Source organism: Corynebacterium simulans, assembly GCF_001586215.1.
Classification (GTDB): domain Bacteria; phylum Actinomycetota; class Actinomycetes; order Mycobacteriales; family Mycobacteriaceae; genus Corynebacterium; species Corynebacterium simulans.
This window is the reverse complement of the sequence record NZ_CP014634.1, coordinates 162,599-185,744: the sequence shown is the minus strand read 5'-3', so window position 1 is coordinate 185,744 and position 23,146 is coordinate 162,599. Positions and strand designations below refer to the sequence as shown.

Annotated in this window: 22 protein-coding genes; 17 read left to right on the top strand and 5 right to left on the bottom strand. The window is 60.1% G+C overall.

What is annotated here, in order from left to right; all coding sequences use genetic code 11:
• Nucleotides 1–6 precede the first annotated feature (6 nt).
• Nucleotides 7–483 (top strand): pantetheine-phosphate adenylyltransferase, encoded by a 477-nt coding sequence (gene coaD, locus WM42_RS00860; RefSeq protein ID WP_061922236.1) that lies wholly within the window; start codon nt 7–9, stop codon nt 481–483.
• A complete protein-coding gene (locus WM42_RS00855) occupies nt 480–1,223 on the top strand; it encodes a sulfite exporter TauE/SafE family protein (RefSeq protein ID WP_062035154.1) in 744 nt (247 codons plus the stop codon). The genes coaD and WM42_RS00855 overlap by 4 nt, the downstream gene beginning before the upstream one ends.
• A 27-nt stretch (nt 1,224–1,250) precedes the next feature.
• Here WM42_RS00855 and WM42_RS00850 read toward each other — a convergent pair whose 3' ends face one another.
• The 5 genes from WM42_RS00850 to WM42_RS00830 form a co-directional block, all read right to left on the bottom strand.
• Nucleotides 1,251–1,745 (bottom strand): hypothetical protein, encoded by a 495-nt coding sequence (locus WM42_RS00850; RefSeq protein WP_062035152.1) that lies wholly within the window; start codon nt 1,743–1,745, stop codon nt 1,251–1,253.
• Nucleotides 1,746–1,747: 2 nt separating this feature from the next.
• Nucleotides 1,748–2,287, bottom strand: a complete 540-nt coding sequence (locus WM42_RS00845) for a hypothetical protein (RefSeq protein ID WP_062035149.1) — start codon at nt 2,285–2,287, stop codon at nt 1,748–1,750.
• A 42-nt stretch (nt 2,288–2,329) separates the two neighbouring features.
• Nucleotides 2,330–2,818 (bottom strand): YbjN domain-containing protein, encoded by a 489-nt coding sequence (locus tag WM42_RS00840; protein ID WP_061922248.1) that lies wholly within the window; start codon nt 2,816–2,818, stop codon nt 2,330–2,332.
• A complete protein-coding gene (locus WM42_RS00835; protein WP_062035147.1) occupies nt 2,811–3,314 on the bottom strand; it encodes a YbjN domain-containing protein in 504 nt (167 codons plus the stop codon). Before WM42_RS00835 ends, WM42_RS00840 begins: the two co-directional genes overlap by 8 nt.
• An 80-nt stretch (nt 3,315–3,394) precedes the next feature.
• Nucleotides 3,395–4,816, bottom strand: a complete 1,422-nt coding sequence (locus WM42_RS00830; RefSeq protein WP_062035145.1) for a TIGR01777 family oxidoreductase — start codon at nt 4,814–4,816, stop codon at nt 3,395–3,397.
• A gap of 469 nt (nt 4,817–5,285) precedes the next feature.
• On the opposite strand from WM42_RS00830, the gene pyrR reads away from it, so the two are divergent.
• The 15 genes from pyrR (at nt 5,286) to WM42_RS00755 (ending at nt 23,100) form a co-directional block, all read left to right on the top strand.
• Nucleotides 5,286–5,864: a bifunctional pyr operon transcriptional regulator/uracil phosphoribosyltransferase PyrR gene (pyrR, locus tag WM42_RS00825; protein WP_061922257.1), complete on the top strand. Its 579-nt coding sequence runs from the start codon at nt 5,286–5,288 to the stop codon at nt 5,862–5,864.
• Between the two features lies 1 nt (nt 5,865).
• A complete protein-coding gene (locus tag WM42_RS00820; RefSeq protein WP_062035143.1) occupies nt 5,866–6,819 on the top strand; it encodes an aspartate carbamoyltransferase catalytic subunit in 954 nt (317 codons plus the stop codon).
• A gap of 39 nt (nt 6,820–6,858) precedes the next feature.
• Nucleotides 6,859–8,208 (top strand): dihydroorotase, encoded by a 1,350-nt coding sequence (locus WM42_RS00815; RefSeq protein ID WP_062035141.1) that lies wholly within the window; start codon nt 6,859–6,861, stop codon nt 8,206–8,208.
• A 40-nt stretch (nt 8,209–8,248) separates the two neighbouring features.
• Nucleotides 8,249–9,421 (top strand): glutamine-hydrolyzing carbamoyl-phosphate synthase small subunit, encoded by a 1,173-nt coding sequence (gene carA, locus WM42_RS00810; RefSeq protein WP_062035139.1) that lies wholly within the window; start codon nt 8,249–8,251, stop codon nt 9,419–9,421.
• Nucleotides 9,422–9,446: 25 nt separating this feature from the next.
• Nucleotides 9,447–12,788 carry a carbamoyl-phosphate synthase large subunit gene (gene carB, locus WM42_RS00805; protein WP_062035138.1) on the top strand — a complete coding sequence of 1,114 codons (3,342 nt, stop codon included), beginning with the start codon at nt 9,447–9,449 and terminating at the stop codon, nt 12,786–12,788.
• A complete protein-coding gene (gene pyrF, locus WM42_RS00800; RefSeq protein ID WP_062035136.1) occupies nt 12,772–13,623 on the top strand; it encodes an orotidine-5'-phosphate decarboxylase in 852 nt (283 codons plus the stop codon). Before carB ends, pyrF begins: the two co-directional genes overlap by 17 nt.
• A 279-nt stretch (nt 13,624–13,902) precedes the next feature.
• Complete coding sequence (gene mihF / locus WM42_RS00795) at nt 13,903–14,223, top strand: integration host factor, actinobacterial type (protein WP_005531652.1); 321 nt, start codon at nt 13,903–13,905, stop codon at nt 14,221–14,223.
• Nucleotides 14,224–14,231: 8 nt separating this feature from the next.
• The gene (gene gmk / locus WM42_RS00790) at nt 14,232–14,801 is read left to right on the top strand and encodes a guanylate kinase (RefSeq protein WP_061922273.1); all 570 of its coding nucleotides are present in this window, start codon (nt 14,232–14,234) and stop codon (nt 14,799–14,801) included.
• 40 nt (nt 14,802–14,841) lie between these two features.
• Complete coding sequence (gene rpoZ / locus WM42_RS00785; RefSeq protein ID WP_061922276.1) at nt 14,842–15,144, top strand: DNA-directed RNA polymerase subunit omega; 303 nt, start codon at nt 14,842–14,844, stop codon at nt 15,142–15,144.
• A 198-nt stretch (nt 15,145–15,342) separates the two neighbouring features.
• Complete coding sequence (gene coaBC / locus WM42_RS00780; RefSeq protein WP_062038988.1) at nt 15,343–16,560, top strand: bifunctional phosphopantothenoylcysteine decarboxylase/phosphopantothenate--cysteine ligase CoaBC; 1,218 nt, start codon at nt 15,343–15,345, stop codon at nt 16,558–16,560.
• A 134-nt stretch (nt 16,561–16,694) separates the two neighbouring features.
• Nucleotides 16,695–17,927 (top strand): methionine adenosyltransferase, encoded by a 1,233-nt coding sequence (gene metK / locus WM42_RS00775; protein ID WP_062035134.1) that lies wholly within the window; start codon nt 16,695–16,697, stop codon nt 17,925–17,927.
• 11 nt (nt 17,928–17,938) lie between these two features.
• Entirely contained in the window at nt 17,939–19,975 is a 2,037-nt protein-coding gene (locus WM42_RS00770) for a primosomal protein N' (protein ID WP_062035132.1), read from the top strand.
• Nucleotides 19,976–20,081: 106 nt separating this feature from the next.
• Nucleotides 20,082–20,591, top strand: coding sequence for a peptide deformylase (gene def / locus WM42_RS00765; protein WP_061922284.1), 510 nt, complete (start codon nt 20,082–20,084; stop codon nt 20,589–20,591).
• A gap of 50 nt (nt 20,592–20,641) precedes the next feature.
• Entirely contained in the window at nt 20,642–21,604 is a 963-nt protein-coding gene (gene fmt, locus WM42_RS00760) for a methionyl-tRNA formyltransferase (protein ID WP_061922287.1), read from the top strand.
• Complete coding sequence (locus WM42_RS00755; RefSeq protein ID WP_062035130.1) at nt 21,601–23,100, top strand: RsmB/NOP family class I SAM-dependent RNA methyltransferase; 1,500 nt, start codon at nt 21,601–21,603, stop codon at nt 23,098–23,100. The genes fmt and WM42_RS00755 overlap by 4 nt, the downstream gene beginning before the upstream one ends.
• Nucleotides 23,101–23,146: the final 46 nt, after the last annotated feature.

The following is a 23,146-nucleotide window of genomic DNA, read 5'->3' as shown; positions in this document are numbered from 1 at the left end:
AAACCTATGCCGACTAAAGCAGTATGCCCGGGTTCTTTCGACCCCATTACCTTGGGCCACGTGGACATCATCAACCGAGCGGCGGCGATGTTCGACGAAGTAACCGTGTTGGTCACCGGCAACCCGGATAAGCCTTCCGGCCTATTTAGCGTGGAAGAGCGCGTGCAGTTTATTCGTGCGACTTTCGACGAGCACATCAAGGTCGATTATTGGTCCGGCCTGCTCGTGGACTACACCACGGAACACGGTGTGGACACACTGGTCAAGGGGCTGCGCTCCTCCTTGGACTACGAATACGAGCTGCCGATGGCGCAGATGAACCGCCGTCTTTCCGGCATCGATACGGTCTTCTTGCTCACCGATGAAAAGTACGGCTACATCAGCTCCTCGCTGTGCAAGCAGGTGGCCAAGTTTGGTGGGGACGTCACGGGCATGTTCCCAGCGCACGTGGGCCGCGCAGTGGTGGAGAAGTACGCCCAATGATTGCAATCCCACTCGCGATCCTACTGACCGTGACGTTGGGTTCTTGCCTGCAACGAGTCTCCGGCATGGGGCTTGGACTCGTCGGCGGACCTATTTTGACGCTGCTTCTGGGCCCAGTCCAGGGCATCATGGTCATCAACGTGCTGGCGGTGGTCAACGCGATGCTGACTACGTATTCGATGCGTGCCAACGTGGACTGGGGCAAGTTCTTGCGTATTGCGCCGGTGATGGTGCTGGGCGCAATCCCGGCGGCCTTGCTGGTGGCTAATATCGACTCGGCCGCCTTGCTGGTCTTGGTGGGCGCGGCCCTGCTCATCGCCCTGGGCGTGGTGACCTTTGGCAAGCGCTTCGTGCCGGAAATGCACGGCCTTGGCCCCTCCCTGTCAGCGGGTGTGCTCGGCGGTTTCACAAACACGCTAGCTGGTGTAGCCGGCCCTGTTATTACCGTTTATGCGCAGGCGGCGCGCTGGCCGCAGGCGGTCTACGCCGCTACGTTGCAGCCTTGTTTTATCGTGGGCGGTCTATTCTCAGTGAGCACCAAGTTGGCCGTGGGTGCGGGCGGATTCGGTGATGTGACGTGGCTAATTTGGCCCGCCGGCGTCATTGGCATGTTCCTCGGCATCGCCACGGGCACTCGTATTGCGCGCCACGTGCCGCGCGAGAAGGCACGCATTCTTTCTTTGACCGTGGCTTCCCTGGGCGCAGTCAGCGCTTTGATTCGTGGCCTGATTAGTCTCTAAACGGGGACGGAGGTCCCTCAGCCTCCCTTAGCTTTCTGATTCCTGGACCGCGTGAGCGAACTCGTTGAAGCGGTCCAGGGTGCTAAGAAGCGCGTCTTGGGCGGCGATGACCGCGAGGTTCAACGCGTGGAAAAGCTGCTCGTCGTTCATGCCCGCGGTGGTGACGAAGGTGGCGTCGCCACGCAGTTCCACGGTGTCTTCTTCGCTCCGGCCCACGAGAGCGCGGCCGTCGAAAGCAGAAGCGTTGTGCTCGTTGGCGATGACGTGGAAGACGGGGGAGACATCCTCGTAGGAAAGGGTGGTGGGCAGGAGGCACTCCAGCTTCACCAAATCTTCCGCCCCGCTGATGACCCACTTCAAGTTATTAAGGTGAGCACTCAAGGAATCCGGAAAGTCCGGGTTATCCTCCGGAAACATGTTCATCTCCGGGGTGCTGAGTTGCTCGCGCACGCGCTTTAGCGTTACTGCAGGAAAATCAGGCTTGCTAAACAGGTCAAAAGGAAATGCGTTCGGGGTAGACATTCTTAGCTGCGACCTTTCTTGTTTGCTGCCTTATCGTTCCACTTAGCTGCCTGCGGGAAGGCTTCGGCAACGGCGTCGAAAGCCATGCCGAAGCTATCGAAGGCGCTCAAGACGAAGCTGCCTAGCTGGTTAGAGCTAAGGCCGATGCCTACGCCCATCGCGCGGTTGGCGCAGATGGCAATTTCTTCTTCCTCCTGCTTGGCGCCCGCGCCAGTGCCTTTCGGACGGAAGTCATAACTTAAGGTCGGCGCGGACATGTTCCAATTGAATTCCGCAATGAATGCGCCAACCTTGTCTTCCGCGCTTGCCGGGAGGCGACCTTCCCACACCGCGAAGGCACTTAAGGTGTCATCCTCGATGTCGAAGTGGATGGTGATGTGTGGCAAACCAGTCTGCAGTACCAAGCCTTCGCCGCCGTCAGCGGCAGCGTCCTCCCGGGCGGGGTCTTCGATTTTGTCGAGTAGGACGTAATCGGCCTCGAGCTGCTCGAAGAGCTCTGCGAGCCGGTGAATGTTGACTTCAGAGATGGACTGGTTGGTCACAACGCACGCTTTCTAGAGGTGTTTCGCGGAGTTAAAGGAGCGCTATTCGCTGGCGGGGCTGGCCTCGCCGGCCTGGGCTGCGGTTTCGGAACCGAGCTTGGCCATCTCCTCTGCGGAGGCAACCATTGCGTCTTGGGCACCAATGACACCGTCGACTGCGCCCTTTAAAGCAGCGGTCAACTGATCATCGGAGAGGCCAGCGGCGCAAGGAATATCGCGCTCGGTACGTACGACAAGCAGGTTCTCGTGCTCGGAGATAACGGCACGTGCGCCGAAGGCGACGGAGTTGATCTGGTTCGCGGCTAGGAACAGGCCAGCATCGGCCTGGGTGTAGACGGCGTCGGTTGGCACATCGCAGCGCACGATGGCGACGGAATCCAGAACTGCGAACAGGCAAGGCAGGCCGTTCAAGTTAGCGGTAGCGGCATCGTCGCGGCCTTCGACCTTGGTCAACTCGATGTCGAAGGTCTGCATTGCGCTAATGATGCGGTCGAGCGTGACCTGCGGCTGAGCATAAGCTTGATTAGTCATTTTCGTGTTCCTCCCAGGTGACGAGTTGCGGGTACTGCTGCTCAATCCATGCGAAGGACTGCAGGATGGCGTCCAAGGTGGACATAACGAAAGCGCCCAGCTGGTTGCGGGAAGCGCCGTGGGCGGTGTCCAGCTCGCGCACGCCGGAGACAGCCAGGGTGTTTTCCGGACCTTCGAAGAATCGGAAGGTCGGCGCAAAATGGTTCTGATTCCACTGGTTAATGTGCATCAGAAGGTTCGGGCCCTCAGATGCCGGAATGGTGCCGCGCCACACGGAATCGGCGGTGATGGCGTTCTCGCGCAGCTGGAATGCGATGGCTGCGTTCGAGAAACCAGTGCGCAGCATCTTGACGGTCTTTTCTTCAGAAACTGGCTGTTCTTCGATGCGGTACTCCAACTTCTCAGAGTCGAAGATTTCCGCAATGCGCTCGAGCGTCACTGGCTCGATAGGGGTATCGGGCAAGATGGTTGGTTGACCATCGGCTTGATCAGTCACTGAAAACAATCCTCACGTTGCTTACATGGTGAATAAATCGGAATCTTGATCAAGGCTACCGGAGCCGGGATGCGTGCCTGCTAGTTGGCCGCCCGCGTGGCGGGAGTCCACAACTCCTCGCCTCCTAGCTCGTGTGCAAGCGCAGCTGCGACTGTGGAGTAACGGAAGGTGTGGCCGAGCTCCTTCAGGCGGGCCGGGATGACCTTCTGGTTAGCCAGAGCGAGCTCGCTTGCGCCCTCCTTGCCCAAGAGCAGTGCCGGGCCGAAAGTTGGAATGGGCACGACCGCTGGGCGCTTGAGCTCCTCACCGAGCGCATGGACAAAATCCTTGTTAAGGACCGGGGTAGGCGAGGCGGCGTTGACTGGGCCAGCAAGTTGCGAATCGATTGCTGCGCGGAAGTAGATATCAGTCAGGTCATCCATGGCGACCCAGCTGTACCAGAATTCGCCCTTGCCAAACGCGCCGCCGAGTCCTGTAGAAAACAGCGCGCGCAAAAGCGGCAGCAAGCCGGAGTTGCCGGAGAGGGCGATTCCGGTGCGAACATTGACCACACGCTTTCCGGCCTCGCGGGCAGGTGTGCAGGCGGCCTCCCAATCGCTGACCACGTCAGCCAGGAAGCCGTCACCGCGGCTGGACTCTTCAGTCAGCTCGGTATCGCCCCGGTCGGCGCCATAGATGCCGATTGCCGATGCACAGACCATTGCCTTGAGCTCAGGCGTTGCGGTGGCAACCTCAGCCAGTAGCTGTGTCGGGTTCACGCGGGACTCCCGTATGTCTGCCTTGTGGGCGGCGTTGAAGCGGCCGAAGATTGGTTCGCCGGCTAGATGGATAAGGACGTCGACGCCCTCCAAGAGATCCGGCGCCGGCAGGTTCGGGCGCCATTGACGCTGGCCCGGTTTGGGGCTATTGCGCACAAGCTGGATAACTTGATGTCCTGCGGTAGTCAGCTGCGCGGTGAGCTTTCGACCCACGCCACCGCGGGAACCACTGATGGCGAAAACCAACGGGCGAACGGTGCCCGAAGGGTCGACAGCCGGTGCCGTGGCGTGGGTGTCAAGGTCGCGCAGACGGTTCAAAAACTGGAAGTCCTCGATGAGCTGGTGTTGGCGATAGGCGAAGACGGAGTTAACAGCCCATGACGGAATGCGGGTGTCGACGGTGTCGGTGATTTGGGTAGCGCCAGCATCGTTATCGGAACCGGTAGTGGCATCGGCAAAGAGATGGTGATGGCGCCATGTGGCCCAGGAGCGCATGGGAGCGTTGAGGCAAACGTCGCTGAAGCTGACGTTGGTTTGGAAGCGTGAAAGGTCGTGGCGGGCAACCCACTTGAGGCCGCCCGGCAGGCCCAGGATCGAGGTGCCATCAGCCAAGGATTCTGTCTGCTTTAACGGGGTCATGAAAGTAAAAGGAGGAGTAAGGCGCGCTAGTGCGCCGCGACGGGTATGCCATTGCCATACCTGCTCGCGTGGGGCTGGAACTTCGTGTTTGGCCGAAAAGCTCACGTGGTTTTGGTCTTCCTCTCCTTATATCTATGCCGATCGCGCAGGATATTGATGCCGACTGTACGGGACAAGAATTCAGCGGATTTAGGTGCCAGTACGGCGGACTCATGGGGAGCCCAAATACTTTTTATTCCCTAAACATTAACAATTGGGCGAGAAGCGCCGCAGTTCAACCGGAACTAGTGTGCAGGCTCACACCTGCGAGCGGGGTTGGGTAGGCTGCGCTGACCGCCGCGATACGTGAAAAGGTCGGCGAAATTGAGATCGTTGCTACTTGTGGGGGTAGTAGCTGAATGAAACGACTTCGAGGAACTATAGGTTGATGCTAAAATCATCGTTGTCCATGTGAGCAACCACGTTGCTCGGACGCTTGAGGCAATTTTCCGCCCACGGTGGGCGCAAAGTTACTTCATTCCCATTTACCGGCATCCTTTAAAGACCGCACTGTGAGGCGGGGAAGGAGGTCACGATGAGTGGAATTGACACCAACGCGGAGTCTAACGAGCTGTTGAGCTCTGATGACGTCGCGCGCACTGTCGCACGCATCGCGCACCAGATCATTGAAAAGACGGCGCTCGACTCTGAGAACGCAACTCGGGTCGTACTCCTTGGCATTCCCTCTGGTGGCGTGCCATTGGCTCAGCGTCTTGCACAAAAAATTGCGGAATTTTCCGGCGTAGAAATCCTATGGGGATCCCTAGACATCACGCTCTATCGCGACGATCTCCACAACAAGCCGCACCGCGCATTGCAGCCCACCAAAATTCCGAACGGTGGTATCAACGGCGCGACCGTCATCCTGGTCGATGACGTCCTATATTCCGGTCGCTCCATTCGCGCTGCACTTGATGCGCTGGCCGACGTTGGCCGTCCGGAAATCATTCAGCTCGCAGTCCTCGTGGACCGCGGCCATCGCCAGCTGCCGATTCGCGCAGACTACGTCGGCAAAAACATTCCAACGGCACGCGACGAAGATGTCATCGTCTACAACGCCGAAATTGATGGCCGGGACGCGGTAGTCCTGACCCGCAAGACCGCGGAGGCTTAAAATGAAGCACCTACTTTCCATTGCTGATCTCAACAAAGACGAAATCGTTGGTCTGCTCGATGAGGCAGACCGTTTCCACGAAGCGCTTGAAGGCCGGGAAGTGAAGAAGCTTCCGACCCTTCGCGGACGTACCGTCTTTACACTGTTCTATGAAAACTCCACTCGTACCCGCTCCTCTTTTGAGACGGCGGGTAAGTGGATGTCCGCAGACGTCATCAACCTGTCGACCTCGACGTCGTCAGTGAAAAAGGGCGAGTCCTTGAGGGACACCGGCCTCACGCTTAGCGCTGTCGGTGCGGATGCTATCATTATTCGCCATGCATCGTCTGGCGCGCCGCAGCAGTTGGCGGGTTGGGTAGCGCCTAACGGCGATGGCCCTTCCGTTATTAACGCCGGCGATGGTGCACATCAGCACCCAACGCAGGCGCTTCTCGACGCCGTGACCATGCGCCAGCGACTTGGCATCAAGGGCGGCAACTTCTCCGGGCTCAAGGTCAAGATTGTGGGTGACTGCCTGCACTCCCGCGTGGTTCGCTCGAACGTTGACCTTCTTAACACCCTCGGTGCGGAAGTCACCCTTGTGGCTCCGCCTACTCTTCTCCCATTCGGCGTCGATACCTGGCCGGTCAAGGTCTCCTATGACTTTGATTCCGAGCTGGCCGACGCAGACATCGTCATGATGCTGCGCGTTCAGGCAGAACGCATGAACGGCGGCTTCTTCCCATCGCACCGCGAGTACGCGAACCTTTATGGCCTGTCCAAGGCGCGCGCCGCAGCCATGAAGAAGGACGCAATCGTAATGCACCCGGGCCCAATGCTGCGCGGTATGGAAATCAACTATGCCGTTGCTGACTACGACAAGGCGGCAGTCTTGCAGCAGGTAAACAACGGCGTATACGCCCGCATGGCGGTGCTGTTCACGCTGTTGACCAACGGAGAACACGCCGGAATCTAATTCAGCCGGAATCAAGAAAAGGGAAGAGAGTAAGAGACCATGACTAACTATCCAGAAACCGGCCGTCTTTCTGCCGCTGCGGAAAAGCGATTGCTGATTAAGAACGTGCGCCCCTACGGCGAGGGAGAGCCAGTGCAGGTGCTCATCGCCGACGGTGTCATTGCGGATATGGGCGCTGACCTTGAGTCAAGCGCGCAGTTCGATGAGGCAATCGACGCCGAAGGCAACGTGCTGCTGCCGGGCTTGGTCGATATGCACGTGCACTTGCGCGAGCCAGGCCGCGAGGACACTGAGACCATCGAAACCGGTTCCCGCGCTGCTGCCAAGGGCGGCTTTACCGCCGTATTTACCATGGCCAACACCAACCCGGTGACCGATCAGCCGATTATCGCGGAGTCCGTTTGGGCTAAGGCACAGGCGCTCGGCCTGTGCGACGTTCACCCGGTGGGTTCTATTACCAAGGGTCTGGAGGGTAAGACCCTCACCGAGTTCGGCATGATGGCGCGCTCGGACGCGAAAGTGCGCATGTTCTCCGATGATGGCAAGTGCGTGCAGGACCCGCAGTTGATGCGCCGCGCGCTCGAATACGCCAAGGGCTTGGACGTCTTGCTCGCGCAGCACGCGGAAGACCACCGCATGACCGAGGGCGCATCTGCCCACGAGGGGGAGACGGCAGCCAAGCTGGGCCTGCGCGGCTGGCCGCGCGTGGCGGAAGAGTCCATCGTCGCCCGCGATGCACTGCTGGCGCGTGACTACGGCAATCGCATGCACATCTGCCATGCATCCACCGAGGGCACCGTCGAGCTGCTGAAGTGGGCAAAGGGCCAGGATATTCCACTGACTGCGGAGGTTACCCCGCATCACCTGCTGCTTACTGATGAAAAACTGGTGAGCTATGACGGCGTCTTTCGCGTGAATCCGCCGCTGCGCGAGGAGCGCGACACCTTGGTTCTGCGCCAGGCGCTGCTCGACGGCATCATCGACGTCGTGGCAACCGACCACGCACCGCATGGTTCCGAAGACAAGTGCGTTGAGTTCGAAAACGCGAAGCCAGGCATGCTGGGCCTTGAGTCCTCGCTGGCGATTATCGCCAAGATTTTCGTGGCCTCCGGTCTCGCAGACTGGCGCTTCGTCGCCCGTGTGATGTCGGAGCGCCCGGCAGAGATCACCAAGCTGCCGGACCACGGCCGTCCGATCGCAGTGGGCGAGCCCGCCAACCTCACCATCGTGAACCCCGAGCACAAGTGGGTCTCCGATTCCACCACGCTGGCTTCGAAGTCTGAGAATAACCCTTATGAGGGCGAGGAGTTCAGCGCACGCGTCACCCACACTATTCTGCGCGGCACCGTGACCTACGAACTGGCCGCAGACGAAGCTGAAGGCAAGTAACCTTGCACCCTATAGACCCACCAAGCCACAGAAAGGCCACATTGTGACTGAGACTAAACCAGCAAGAATCCCGGCAATTCTCGTGCTGGCTGATGGCCGCACTTTCCGCGGATACGGCTTTGGTGCCACCGGCACCACCCTCGGTGAGGCAGTGTTCAGCACTGCAATGACTGGTTACCAGGAAACTTTGACTGACCCTTCCTACCACCGCCAGATCGTCGTTTCTGCAGCGCCGCACATTGGTAACACCGGCTGGAACGACGAAGACAACGAGTCTCATGGCAACCAGATTTGGGTTGCCGGCCTGGTTATTCGTGACCTCGCACAGCGCGTATCTAACTGGCGCGCGGAGCGTTCCCTTTCGGATGAGATGGAAGCCCAAGGCATCATCGGCATCCGCGGAATCGATACCCGCACCTTGGTTCGTCACCTGCGCAACTATGGCTCCATCGCCGCCGGTTTGTTCTCCGGTGAGGACGCGCAGCGCCCAGTAGAGGAGCTGCTTGAGGAGGTCAAGGGCCAGCCATCGATGGAGGGCCTGGATCTATCTGAGCAGGTCGCTACCGAAAAGCCATATACCGTGGCGGAAGAAGGCGAAAAGAAGTTCACCGTCGTGGCCTACGACATGGGTGTTAAGACCGCTACGCCGGGCAACTTTGCCAAGCGCGGCATTGAGACCATCGTGGTACCGGCTAATACCCCTTATGCTGAGATTAAGCAGTACAACCCGGATGGCGTCTTTGTCTCGAATGGCCCTGGTGACCCAGCTACCGCCGACAAAATGGTGGCCATCGTCCGCGACATCCTGGATGCCCGCATTCCCTTCTTCGGAATCTGCTTTGGCAACCAGATTCTAGGCCGCGCGCTGGGCCTAGACACCTTCAAGATGAAGTTCGGGCACCGTGGCATCAACGTACCGGTACGCAACGTCTTGACCGGCAAGATCGACATCACCGCGCAAAACCATGGCTTTGCCATCGCTAGTCCGTCTGGCCAGGAGAACCCGGCTGGCGAGGAATTCGATACCGACTTCGGCCGCGGCATCGTCACCCATACCTGTCTCAACGACAACACGATTGAGGGCGTAGCGCTCAAGGACGGAATGGCTTTCTCCGTTCAGTATCACCCAGAGTCCGCTGCGGGCCCGCATGACGCAAACCCGCTGTTTGATCAGTTCGTTGAGCTGATGACCGAAAAGACCCCTAACAAGTAGGCACCAGGAAGAGGATTAGAAACTTATGCCAAAGCGTAACGATGTAAACCACGTCCTGGTTATCGGTTCTGGCCCAATTGTTATCGGCCAGGCCTGCGAGTTCGACTACTCCGGCACCCAGGCTTGCCGCGTGCTGAAGGAAGAAGGCCTGCGTGTCACGCTGGTCAACTCCAACCCGGCAACCATCATGACGGACCCAGAATTCGCAGACCACACCTACGTGGAGCCGATTGACCCTGAGTTCATCGAAAAGATCATTGTTAAGGAACAGCAAGAAGGCCACAAGATTGATGCGGTGCTTGCAACCCTGGGCGGACAAACCGCACTGAATGCTGCGGTGCAGTTGGACCGCGCAGGCATCTTGGACAAGTACGGCATCGAGCTCATCGGCGCCGACATTGAGGCGATTGAGCGTGGTGAGGACCGCCAGAAGTTCAAGGACATCGTCGAGTCCATCGGCGGCGAGTCCGCGCGTTCCCGCGTGTGCCACAACATGGACGAGGTGCACGAGACCGTCGCAGAGCTCGGCCTGCCGGTAGTCGTGCGTCCTTCTTTCACCATGGGCGGCTTGGGCTCTGGCCTGGCTTATAACCAGGAAGATCTCGACCGCATCGCAGGCGGCGGCCTAGCTGCTTCACCCGAGGCAAACGTGCTCATCGAGGAATCCATCCTCGGTTGGAAGGAATTCGAGCTGGAGCTCATGCGCGACGGCGACGATAACGTAGTGGTCATTGCCTCCATCGAAAACGTCGATGCCTTGGGCGTGCACACCGGTGATTCCGTCACCGTTGCTCCGGCTCTGACCTTGACCGACCGCGAGTACCAGAAGATGCGTGACCTCGGCATTGCGATTATTCGCGAGGTCGGCGTTGACACCGGCGGCTGCAACATCCAGTTCGCCGTCAACCCGGTTGATGGCCGCATCATCGTCATCGAGATGAACCCGCGTGTGTCTCGTTCCTCCGCGCTGGCTTCCAAGGCCACCGGCTTCCCAATCGCGAAGTTGGCAGCCAAGTTGGCAATCGGCTACACCCTTGACGAAGTACAAAACGACATCACCGGCGTTACCCCTGCGGCATTCGAGCCGACCTTGGACTACGTCATCGTCAAGGCACCACGCTTTGCCTTTGAGAAGTTCCCGGGCGCTGATGACACCCTGACCACCACGATGAAGTCCGTCGGCGAGGCCATGGGCATCGGCCGTAACTACATCGCCGGTCTCAACAAGGTCATGCGCTCCCTGGAGTCCAAGCAGCACGGCTTCTGGACCCGCCCGGATGAGTACTTCGCCGGCGATCGCGCGACGGACCTGGATGCAGTGCTCAAGGACCTAGAGCGTCCGACCGAGGGCCGCATGTACGACGTAGAACTGGCTTTCCGCCTCGGCGCTAGCGTCGAACAGCTCTACGAGCACTCCCAGATCGACCCATGGTTCCTTGCTGAGCTCAAGGCCTTGGTTGACTTCCGCGAGGAGCTGCTGAACGCACCGGTCCTGGACGCGCAGCTGTTGCGTGAGGCGAAGTTCTACGGGCTTTCCGACGCCCAGATTGCCGCCCTGCGTACCGAGTTCGCTGGCGAAGATGGCGTGCGATCCCTGCGCTGGTCGCTGGGCATTCGCCCGGTCTACAAGACGGTCGATACTTGTGCTGGCGAGTTCGAGGCGCAGACCCCGTACCATTACAGCTCCTACGAGCTGGACCCAGACGCAGAGTCCGAGGTCAAGCCGATGCCTGCCGATAAGTTGGGCAAGGTCATCATTTTGGGCTCTGGCCCGAACCGTATTGGCCAGGGCATCGAGTTCGACTACTCCTGCGTCCACGCAGCGTTGGAGCTGTCCGAGCGCGGCTACGAGACCGTCATGGTCAACTGCAACCCGGAGACGGTCTCAACTGACTATGACACCGCTGACCGCCTGTACTTCGAGCCGTTGACCTTCGAGGACGTTATGGAGGTCTACCACGCTGAGACCCAGTCCGGCCCAGTTGCCGGCGTCATCGTTCAGCTCGGCGGCCAGACTCCGCTGGGCCTTGCAGAGCGCCTGACCGAGGCTGGTGTTCCAGTCGTCGGTACCTCCGCTGCGGCAATCGACTTGGCTGAGGACCGCGGCGAGTTCGGCAAGGTACTGGCAGAAGCAAAGCTTCCAGCGCCAGATTTCGGCACCGCAACCTCCTTCGAGGAGGCACGTTCTGTAGCCCGCGACATCGGCTACCCGGTCCTGGTTCGTCCTTCCTACGTGCTCGGCGGCCGTGGCATGGAGATTGTCTACGATGAGGACTCCCTGCGTGACTACATCGACCGCGCAACGGAAATCACCTCCGACCACCCTGTATTGGTGGACCGCTTCCTCGACAACGCAATCGAGATTGACGTGGATGCTCTCTGCGATGGCGAAGAGGTCTACTTGGCCGGCGTGATGGAGCATATCGAGGAGGCCGGCATTCACTCCGGTGACTCCTCCTGTGCACTGCCACCGATGACTCTGGGGCCTGAAGACATCGATAATGTTCGCCGCTCCACCCGCGCGCTAGCTAAGGGCATCGGTGTACAGGGCCTGATGAACGTGCAGTACGCGCTGAAGGATGACACGCTGTACGTCATCGAGGCGAACCCGCGCGCATCGCGCACCGTGCCTTTTGTTTCCAAGGCCACCGGCGTGCCGCTGGCTAAGGCTGCAGCTCGCGTCATGATGGGCGAGTCCATCGCTAATCTGCGTGCAGAAGGCATGCTGCCTACCGAGGTTGATGGTGGTTCCTTGCCACTGGAGCACCCGATTGCGGTCAAGGAAGCTGTGCTGCCTTTCAACCGCTTCCGCCGCCCAGACGGCACGCTGCTTGATACCTTGCTCTCCCCAGAGATGAAGTCCACGGGCGAGGTCATGGGCCTAGCAAGTAACTTCGGCGCGGCTTTTGCCAAGGGCGAAATCGCTGCCTTCGGCCACTTGCCGACTGAGGGCACGGTCTTCGTCTCCGTGGCTAACCGCGACAAGCGCACCCTCATCTTCCCAATCCAGCGTCTGGCCTTCATGGGCTACAACATCGTGGCTACCGCAGGCACCGCGCAGATGCTGCGCCGCAACGGCGTGGAGTGCGAGGTAGCGGTCAAGGTCTCCGAGGCAGCAGATGGCCAGGAGTCCATCGTTGACCAGATTCTTGCCGGCAAGGTCGACCTCATCCTCAATACCCCGGCTGGTTCAGACAACGCACGCCACGACGGCTACGACATCCGCGCGGCGGCTGTTTCCGTGGGCGTTCCGCTTGTTACCACCGTCCAGGGCGTTACCGCTGCGGTCCAGGGCATCGAGGCGCTGCGCATCGGCAACCTTGAGGTACGTGCACTGCAGGAGCTTGAGCATGACGCAAAGCACTAGCACCTTCGGTGAGCGGCTCGTCGCTGCCGGTGCCGAGCGCGGCAGGCTGTGCGTGGGCATCGACCCGCATGCGCATCTGCTGCGTGCTTGGGGCTTAAACGACGACGTCGATGGGCTACGGAGATTCGCGGGTACCTGCGTGGAGGCATTCGCCGAGACCGTCGCAATGGTTAAGCCGCAGGTGGCCTTCTTCGAGCGCTTTGGGTCTGCGGGCTTTGCGGTGTTGGAAGAGACCCTGCGGGACTTGCGTGAAGCAGGTTGCTTGACGCTTGCCGACGCCAAGCGTGGCGACATCGGCTCCACGATGGCCGGCTATGCTGCTGCATGGCTTAGCGATGATTCGCCGTTGTCCGCGGATGCAGTGACCGTCTCTCCATATCTAGGAGTCGGTTCGCTCCAGCCGGTGTTCGACCTGGCGGAAGAAAAGGGCAGGGGAGTCTTCGTTCTGGCTGCAACTTCCAACCCGGAGGCCGTGGCGTTTCAGTCCATCATGGACGAAGAAGGCGTGACGCTGGCGCAGGGCGTGGTCAACCAATGCGCCGCGCTCAATGCCGCGTACAAAGTCGCAGGACGTCCGGGCAACGTCGGCGTCGTAGTCGGCGCCACGCTTGCGCAGCCGCCTGTCCTAGACGAGCTGAACGGCCCGGTTTTGCTGCCGGGCGTCGGTGCCCAAGGTGCTACTGCGCAGGACGTGAAAGTAATCACTGCGGCGGCCCCGCAGTTGGGTTTCGCCAGCGTTTCCCGTTCGGTCCTTTCCGCTGGCCCGCAGGTTGTTGACCTGCGTGAAGCAGTGAAATCTTCCCTGGCAGAGGCCACCGAAGAGACCGCTTTTTAAGGTTATGGCGCGGCCGATTATAAGGCCCGCCATTTACCTGGTACTTTGAGAAACGCACCGCGATGACGTGCAGGAATTCCGTACAATACGGACCCAAATGATGTCATCGCGTAATCACCAGTGCTAGGATTGCCAGAAGTCGGTTCGCGCCGAGCCTGTGACTAGTGGTTTTAGTCGTTTTGCTCGGCACAGCGGGATTTTGATTCCCGTTTTCGCGACCGAATTCTGGTAAGACTTACTGGACGTAAATTATCAATCTAATGAAATCGGAGGAAACCCGTGGCCCTTCCAAAGTTGACTGATGAGCAGCGCAAGGAAGCTCTCGCAAAGGCCGCTGAGGCCCGCAAGGCTCGCGCCGAGCTCAAGGCTGCGCTGAAGCGCGGCGAAACCAACCTGAAGGACGTTCTGGACAAGGCTGAGACCGACGAGATCATCGGTAAGACCAAGGTCTCCGCTCTCCTCGAGGCTTTGCCGAAGGTTGGCAAGGTCAAGGCTAAGGAAATCATGGAAGATCTCGAGATTGCTCAGACCCGTCGTCTGCGCGGCCTCGGCGATCGTCAGCGCCGTGCCCTGCTCGAGCGCTTCGGCTACGGCGAATAAGATTCGCGATGTCTGACGCAACTGCACGCGGTAACCTGGTCGTTCTGGCTGGGCCTTCCGCTGTGGGTAAGTCCACTGTGGTTTCGCGTCTGCGCGATGACGTCGATCAGCTGTACTTCAGCGTCTCAATGACGACGCGTCAACCCCGACCTGGTGAGCAGGACGGGGTTGACTATTTCTTCGTTACTCCTGAAGCTTTCCAGCAGCGCATTGACGCCGGTGAAATGCTCGAATGGGCAGATATTCACGGCGGGCTCCAGCGCTCCGGCACTCCTGCACAGCCCGTAAAGGAAGCAATGGAGGCAGGCCGCCCCGTACTCGTAGAGGTGGACCTGGAAGGCGCTCGCAACGTCAAGGCCGCCCTGCCGGAAGCAAAGACCGTGTTCTTGGCGCCGCCGTCATGGGAGGTGCTCGTTGAGCGCCTGACCGGCCGTGGCACCGAGCCGCAGGACGTCATCGACCGTAGGCTTAAGACCGCACACGCTGAACTTGCCGCACAAGACGAGTTCGAGCACGTCGTTGTCAATGAGAATCTTGATGACGCCGTGGCAGCTATTAGTGCTATCCTGCAGGGATAGAACTAGATTTTGACCATTTCCAAGTGAAGTAAAGGTGCATGTGACTAACGTGACCACCCCTGCTAATGCTGAGGCCCCGAAGCCAGAGCCAGTGTTCGATCCGCCAGTGGGCATTACTGCTCCGCCGATCGACGAGCTCCTCGATAAGGTCTCGTCCAAGTACGCTCTGGTGATCTTCGCCGCTAAGCGCGCGCGTCAGATCAACAGCTACTACCAAGAGCAGGATGAGGGTGTCTTCGAGTTTGTCGGTCCTCTGGTAACCCCTGAGGCGGGCGAGAAGCCGCTTTCCATCGCTCTGCGTGAGATTGAAGCTGGTCTCCTCGATCACGAGGAAGGAAAGTAAAAGCTTTCAAATAAGCTTTGTCGGGCCCAGGTATCCTGCCGCCATCTTGGCGGGGGAGCCTGGGCCTTTTGGCGTCTTGCGGCCGAAAAGTTTCCGGGCTGTAGAATTGGCCGGGTGAATCAAGCGAACCTTCATTCTTCTGCATCTTCTTCCGCGCCTTCTACTGCATCAGAAACATCCGCTCGGCCGCGCAATATCGTGGTGGGAGTAGCCGGTGGTATCGCCGCATACAAGGCTTGCCATTTAGTCCGCGACTTCAAAGAGCACGGAGATAGCGTCCGCGTTGTGCCAACTCAAGCGGCACTGCAGTTCGTGGGCGCGGCTACCTTTGAGGCGCTTTCTGGCAACCCCGTGAGCACCTCGGTTTTCGATGATGTGGATTCAGTCCAGCACGTCAATATTGGTCAGCACGCAGACGCCGTTGTTGTAGCTCCCGCCACGGCCGATGTCATCTCCCGCATCGCCGCTGGCCGTGCCGATGACTTGCTGACGGCCACGGTGCTGGTGGCGACCTGCCCTGTCATCGTTGTCCCTGCAATGCACACCGAGATGTGGCAGAACCCGGCCACGGTGGATAACGTTGCCACCTTGCGGCGCCGCGGAATCACCGTGATGGAGCCAGCACACGGCCGCCTAACCGGCCGCGATTCGGGCCCGGGGCGTTTGCCCGAGCCAGAGCAGATTGCCGAGCTCGTGCGCACCGAGTTGGCGGGCTACCGCATGGGCCAGGGGCTTGCAGGCAAGAATGTCGTTATTTCTGCAGGCGGTACGCAGGAGAACCTTGACCCGGTGCGTTACTTGGGTAACCGTTCCTCCGGCCGGCAAGGCTTCGCACTTGCCGAGATTGCCGCACAACGCGGCGCGAACGTCACCCTCGTCGCCGGTAACACGGAGAAGCTGCCTGTTCCGTCTGGGGCAAAGGTTCGCAAGGTTGTTTCGACGGCGGAGCTACAGGCGGCGATGGAGGAGGAAGCGCGCGATGCAGACGTGGTCATCATGGCCGCTGCCGTTGCCGATTACCGCCCGGCACACATTGCAGAGTCAAAGATGAAGAAAGGTCAGGCAGATGCCGAGCTTTCTAGCATCCAGTTAGTGGAGAACCCTGATGTACTCAAAGGGATCGTCGCCAAGCGTGATGCCGGCGAGCTTAACCCCAATGCCGTCATCGTGGGCTTTGCCGCGGAGACCGGCGATGCCACCCATTCCGCGCTCGATTTTGCCAAGAAAAAGTTTTTGAAGAAGGGCTGTGACCTCTTGATGGCCAACGAGGTGGGCGAGGGTAAGGTCTTTGGGCAGTCTGATAGCGAGGGCTGGATTTTAAGTCGTGATGCAGCGCCGCAAGTGGTGGCTCATGGTTCAAAGCATGTGGTCGCGTCCCAAATCCTCGACGCAGTACAAGAGATAATGGGCAACTAGATAAAAGCCTAATTGATTTAATAGACCGCTTGGTCTATGCTGGCTAGTTGTTAAAGCTTGGGGCCAGAACCATGCATCGAACGCTAAAAGAGCTTTCGCTAGTTAAGCTTTTCTGTCTGCACTAAGGAATATCTGTGACTTTAAACCCTGCACCGGCTACCCGTTTGTTCACCAGCGAATCCGTGACTGAGGGCCACCCGGACAAGATCTGCGACGCTATCTCCGACACCATTTTGGATGCGCTGTTGGAAAAGGATCCGAAGGCGCGCGTGGCAGTGGAAACCCTCGTGACCACCGGCCAGGTTCACGTTGTCGGTGAGGTTCGCACCACCGGCTACGTAGAAATCCCGCAGTTGGTCCGCAAGACCTTGACGGACATCGGTTTTACTTCCTCCGACGTCGGATTCGACGGCCACACCTGTGGCGTTAACGTCGCCATCGGCGAGCAGTCCCAGGAAATTGGCGCTGGCGTCGATACCTCTACGGAGGCTCGTGACCGTTCCGATGACTACGACGAGGAAAATGATACCGCCGGTGCCGGTGACCAAGGCCTGATGTTCGGCTACGCCACCAACGAGACCGATGAGTTCATGCCGTTGCCTATCGCACTGGCACATCGCCTTTCGCGCCGCTTGACCGAGGTTCGCAAGCAGGGCATCGTCGATCACCTGCGCCCAGACGGCAAGACCCAGGTGACCTTCGCCTACACCGACGATAACCGACCTTCCCACCTGGACACCGTGGTTATCTCCACCCAGCACGATCCCGAGGTTTCCCAGGAGTGGCTCATGGAGCAACTGCGCGAGCACGTCGTGGAATGGGTTATCAAGGACGCCAAGCTCGAGCACTTCTACGGCGAGGACACCACGCTGCTGGTCAACCCTTCCGGCTCCTTCATCTTGGGTGGCCCGATGGGCGATGCTGGCCTTACCGGCCGCAAGATCATCGTCGATACCTACGGCGGCATGGCTCGCCACGGCGGTGGCGCGTTCTCCGGCAAGGACCCGAGCAAGGTGGACCGCTCTGCGGCCTACGCCATGCGCTGGGTAGCTAAGAACATCGTCGCTGCGGATTTGGCTGACAAGGCTGAGGTCCAGGTCGCCTACGCCATCGGCCGTGCGAAGCCGGTGGGCCTGTACGTCGAGACCTTTGGCACTGCGAAACACGGGCTTGACGACGCCACGATTCAGGCCGCCGTCAACAAGGTCTTCGATTTGCGCCCGGCCGCTATCATCCGCGATCTCGACTTGCTGCGTCCCATCTACCGCCAGACCGCAGCCTACGGCCACTTCGGCCGCACCGACATTGAGCTGCCATGGGAGTCCACCGACCGTGCCGTCGCACTGCGTGAGGCTGCCGGCCTGTAGTATCAGAGCCTATGCCAGCTAGAACACCCGCCGCCCATAAACCGGTCGCGCGGGTGTTGCCTTTATTGGGCGTCGCCCACCTAGACCGCGGCTTCGATTATCGCGTCGACGAATCGCAGTCGGCTGCTGCTAAGCCCGGCGTGCGCGTGCGCATCCGCTTCAATGGGCGGCTGACAGACGCCATCGTTTTGGAGCGCCGCAATGACAGCGAGTTCGACGGCCAGCTGCGCTATCTGGACCGCGTGATTTCGCCTTATGCGGTCTACTCAGCTGAGCTTGCCGAACTCATCGAGTCGCTCGCGGCCCGCTATGGGGCGGTGCGCTCAGACATTATTCGCTCCGCGATTCCGCCGCGGCATGCCAAGGCAGAAGAATCCGATCTCGCCACCCCGTGGGAGGAGATGGGCGAGGCACAAGAACCAGTTCTTTCGGGGTGGTCGGCATATCAGCATGGTGAGTCCTTTGTGGACTCGGTATTGGCCGGTGGGCTGGCCCGCGCCGCATGGCAGATTGCGCCGGGCGATGACTGGGCGAGTGCCGTCGCGACATTGGCCGCAAAAGTGGCACTCGACGGCGGCGGAGTCTTGCTCGTGGTGCCGGACCAACGCGGCGTCGACAAGCTGGAAAAGGCTTTGCGAAAAGTGGTCGCAGCCAAGCAGATCACCGTCTTGGGCAATGCCACGGGTCCGCAGGCACGCTACCGCCGATATCTTTCCGCTTTGGTGGGGCAGGCGCGCATTGTGTTGGGTACCCGCTCGGCGGCCTTTGCGCCGGTACAGAACCTACGCCTGGCGTTCATTTTTGATGATGGCAACGACAACCTCGTAGATAACCTAAAACCCTATGTCCACACCCGCGAGGTGCTGACCACGCGCTCAGCTAAGGAAGGCTGCAGTCTGATTCTGGCGGGGCATGCCCGCAGCGCAGAGACACAGCTGCTGGTCGAATCTGGGTGGGCGCATGACCTGCTCGCTAGTGAATCCACGTTGGAAACACGGCGTCCTGCAATGACTGCGGTAGGGGCGTTTGGCCTGCAGGTTGCGCGCGATCTGCAGGGCGGAACCACCTCGGTTACAGGGCCTGCCTTCCAAGCTGCGAAGCGTGCGCTGGACCGTGCGCAGCCGGTGCTCGTGCAGGTCCCGCGGAAGGGCTACGCACCAATTCTGGCTTGCGGCAATTGCCGAGCCCCCGCGCGCTGCCGCCACTGTAACGGCCCCTTGGGCCTTGCCGCCGATAGACGCGGGGGAGATACGCACCATGCCTCCTTGCCCACGTGTCGGTGGTGTGGCCGCATCGAGTCGAAATTCCGCTGTGTCGAATGCGGCTCGCCGCGGCTGCGGGCTATCGTACTGGGCTCTGAGCGCACGGCGGAAGAGTTGGGACGGGCGTTTCCGAGTACCCGCATCGTTGTCTCGGGCGGCAACAAGGTCGTAGACGAGGTCGCAGATGAGGCGGCACTGGTCATCGCAACGCCGGGCGCAGAACCGGCCGTCGCCCACGGCGGGCACTACGGCGCAGCTTTGCTGTTGGATGCAGGCACGCTGCTCAACCGCCAGGATCTGCGCGCCACGGAGGAAGCTCTCTCTAAGTGGGCGTCTGCAGCTACCTTGGTCTGTTCGCACAACAAGGGCGGTGAAGTGGTCATCGCCGCTGACGGTGAACTGCCGGTCATTCAGTCCTTGCTGAATTGGGACATGGTTGGTGCCGCACGCCGTGAGCTGGCGGGGCGTCGGGAAGTGCGTTTCCCGCCAGCAGTGCACATGGCTGCGGTCGATGGTGCCGATGCCAGCCTGGATCACTTCATGTCTATTGCGGAGCTACCGGAAAACGTGGAGGTTTTGGGACCCGTACCGTTGCCACCGGGGCTGAGCCTGCCCGGCGAATATGACGAGCAGCGATTTGGGCCGCCGCAACGCGTACTGATTAGGACCCCGTTGGGCCCGCGTGCCCAATTGGGCAACGCCTTGCGTAAGGCCAATGCCGCCCGCAGCGCGCGCAAGGACGAGCTTCCTTTGCGCATCCAAGTCGATCCCATCCACATCGGCTAGTCCTTCCATACCCCGTTAGGCGGTGCCGGGGGATTGTTCCACTATTGTCGAGGGCAGCAAATAAAAGAAGAATCAACGTGGATGAGGCGAGGAAGGCTCCTATTAAATGGCACTAAGAGCAATCCGCATGTACGGCGACCCAGTTCTCACCTCCCGTGCGGTGGAGATTGAGAAATTCGATGCTTCACTTGCAGCGCTAGCGGCTGACATGCTGGAGACTATGGACGAGGCAGGCGGAGTAGGACTTGCGGCGAATCAGATTGGCTTGACCAAGCGCATCTTTGTCTACGATTGCTCGCACGTGCAAACGGGTTTGCGTGGCGCAATCATCAATCCCGTGTGGGAGCCCATCGGACAGGCGAAGCAGGATGGCCCTGAGGGCTGTCTTTCCATCCCTGGGATTTCTGAAAATACGGAGCGTTACGAAACCGTGGTTTTAAGCGGCCGCGATATCCGTGGTAACGCCATTTCTATGGTCGCCTCCGGGCTCATGGCGCGCTGTATCCAACACGAGACCGATCATCTCGATGGCGTGTTGTTCCTGGACCGGTTGACTAAGGAAAAGCGCAAGCAGGCCATGCAGGTAATCCGCAATTCTGACTGGTTTAATTCTTAAAAAACTACCTAGTATTTTTCAAAGCATACTTATAAAGGAGACGCCACAGCATGAGAATCATCTTCGCTGGAACGCCGGAACCCGCGGTCGTGGCACTGGAAAAGCTGATTGCCTCTGAACACGAAGTCGTCGCCGTACTTACCCGGCCGGATGCTCGCAAGGGGCGTGGGCGCAGTCTGCATCCGAGCCCGGTGAAAGAGCTGGCGCAAAAGCACGGCATAGAGGTGTTAACTCCTACCTCGCTGAAGCCGGATACCGAGGATGGAAAGGCGCTGCGTGAGCGCCTGCATGAGCTCGAACCGGCTGCGATTCCGGTGGTGGCGTATGGCAATCTGATTACACCGGACCTGCTGGATGTACCCGAGCACGGTTGGGTAAACCTGCACTTTTCTTTGCTCCCGGCATGGCGAGGGGCGGCGCCGGTCCAGGCAGCGATTGCGGCAGGCGATGAGCGCACGGGCGCTACCACCTTCCGCATCGATGAAGGCCTCGATACCGGTGAGATTCTCGGAGTCGTGGAGTCAGATATCTCGGAGACCGACACTGCCGATGACTTGCTGACCCGCCTGGCTTTTAAGGGGGCAGATCTGCTGGTTGAGACAATGGACGGTTTGGCAGCCGGCAGCATCACACCGCGCCCGCAGGAGGGCGAGGCCACGTACGCCTCCAAGATTGCGGTGGAGGACGCGCAAGTGGACTGGACGGCACCGGCTACCGTGGTGGATCGCCACATCCGCGCGCATACTCCGGGGCCAGGCGCTTGGACGCTGCTGGATTCTCAGCGCGTGAAGCTTTCTCCGCTAAGCCTTGTCGAGGAAGCTGAGTCTGGCGCGGCGCTTGCCGACGTCGCGCTCGAACCAGGTCAGGCGCACATCACGAAGAAGGCCGTATACGTTGGAACGGGCGAGGGGATTGTCAAGCTTGATCGCCTGCAACCCCCAGGAAAGAAGATGATGAACGCTGCAGACTGGGCACGCGGTCTTGGCGGCGCTAAAGAAGTGAGGTTTTCATGAGCGGCGGATTCCGTTCTCGTTCCAAGTCTGGAGACAAGCCTAAGGAAACGTCCCAGAATAAGGGGCGCGGTCAGTCTGGCAAACCTAATAAAGGTAATAGGCGGCCGGTGCGCAACAATGCGTGCGGCAGGAAGGAGAACCCTTCCTTCGTGAAAGCAGCGCGCCGCGCGGGCATCGATGTCCCGCGCGCGGTTGCCTACGAGGTACTGCGCCGCGTGCACAGTGATGATGCTTTTGCGAATCTCACCCTGCCGAAGGCGCTGCGCGTACACAAGTTGGAGGCCCGGGACGCAGCTTTCTGCACCGAGCTGACCTACGGGGCGTTACGCAGTGAGGGCGTGCTCGATGCCGTCATCGAAAAGTGCTCTTCCCGTGGGCTCGATGCCATCGCACCAGAGGTGCTCGACGCATTGCGTCTGGGTACCTATCAGGTGCTTTTCACCCGCGTTGAGGCTCACGCTGCGGTTGATACCACCGTGCGCTTGGTGGAGGCCGCCGGCTTCGAGAAGGCGAAGGGCTTTGCCAATGGCATTATGCGTACGGTAACGCGCACGCCTTCCGAGAAGTGGCTGGACAAGCTCGCGCCGAGTGGTGAGGTAGCAGCGCTTGCCTTCAAGCATGCGCACCCGACCTGGATTGCGGAATCCTTCGCCCGCGTCGTCGGCTTGGGCGAGCTGGAGGCCGCCTTGGAGGGGGATTCGCAGCGCCCGATCGTGCACTTGGTGGCACGTCCTGGTGAGATCAGTGCGGAGGAGCTGGCCCTTATGACCGGCAACGAGGAGGGCAAGTACTCGCCTTATGCGGTGTACATGTCTGCCGGTGATCCAGGCGATCTGGAGCCGGTCAAGCAAGGACTTGCCGCAGTGCAGGACGAGGGTTCGCAGCTTATCGCCCGCGCCGTTGCGGAGGCGCCGCTGGAAGGGGAGGATTCCGGACGCTGGCTGGATCTGTGCGCCGGCCCTGGCGGTAAGGCGGCGCTGATGGGTGCGCTGGCGCGTATTGAGCAGGCCACCGTTGATGCAGTCGAGGTCTCACCGCACCGTGCGGAGCTCATCAAAAAGACCGTGGCGGATCTCCCGGTGCGCGTGCACGTGGGGGATGGCCGCGAACCTGGCCTGGAGCCGGGCTTCGATCGCGTGCTGGTCGACGCCCCGTGCTCCGGCCTGGGTGCTTTGCGCCGCCGTCCGGAGGCTCGTTGGCGGAAGGCTGAAAGCGACATTGCTGACCTCAATGAGCTGCAATTTGAGCTGCTCGAATCCGCGCTGCGGCTCGTCCGTCCTGGCGGCGTGGTGGTTTATTCCACCTGTTCGCCAGACCTTAGGGAAACGCGCGATATTGTGGACCGCGCCGTGGCCGAGCTGGGCGCAGAGGAACTCGACGCGCATACGCTAATTCCAGACATGGGGGATGTGGGCCGCCACAAGTCGGTCCAGATGTGGCCGCACCGTCATGGCACGGATGCGATGTTCTTCGCAGCTTTGCGGCGCACGAACTAGGCGCCGAGCCGGTTTCGCGGCGAGGCGTCGCAGGTTAGGTCTAGAC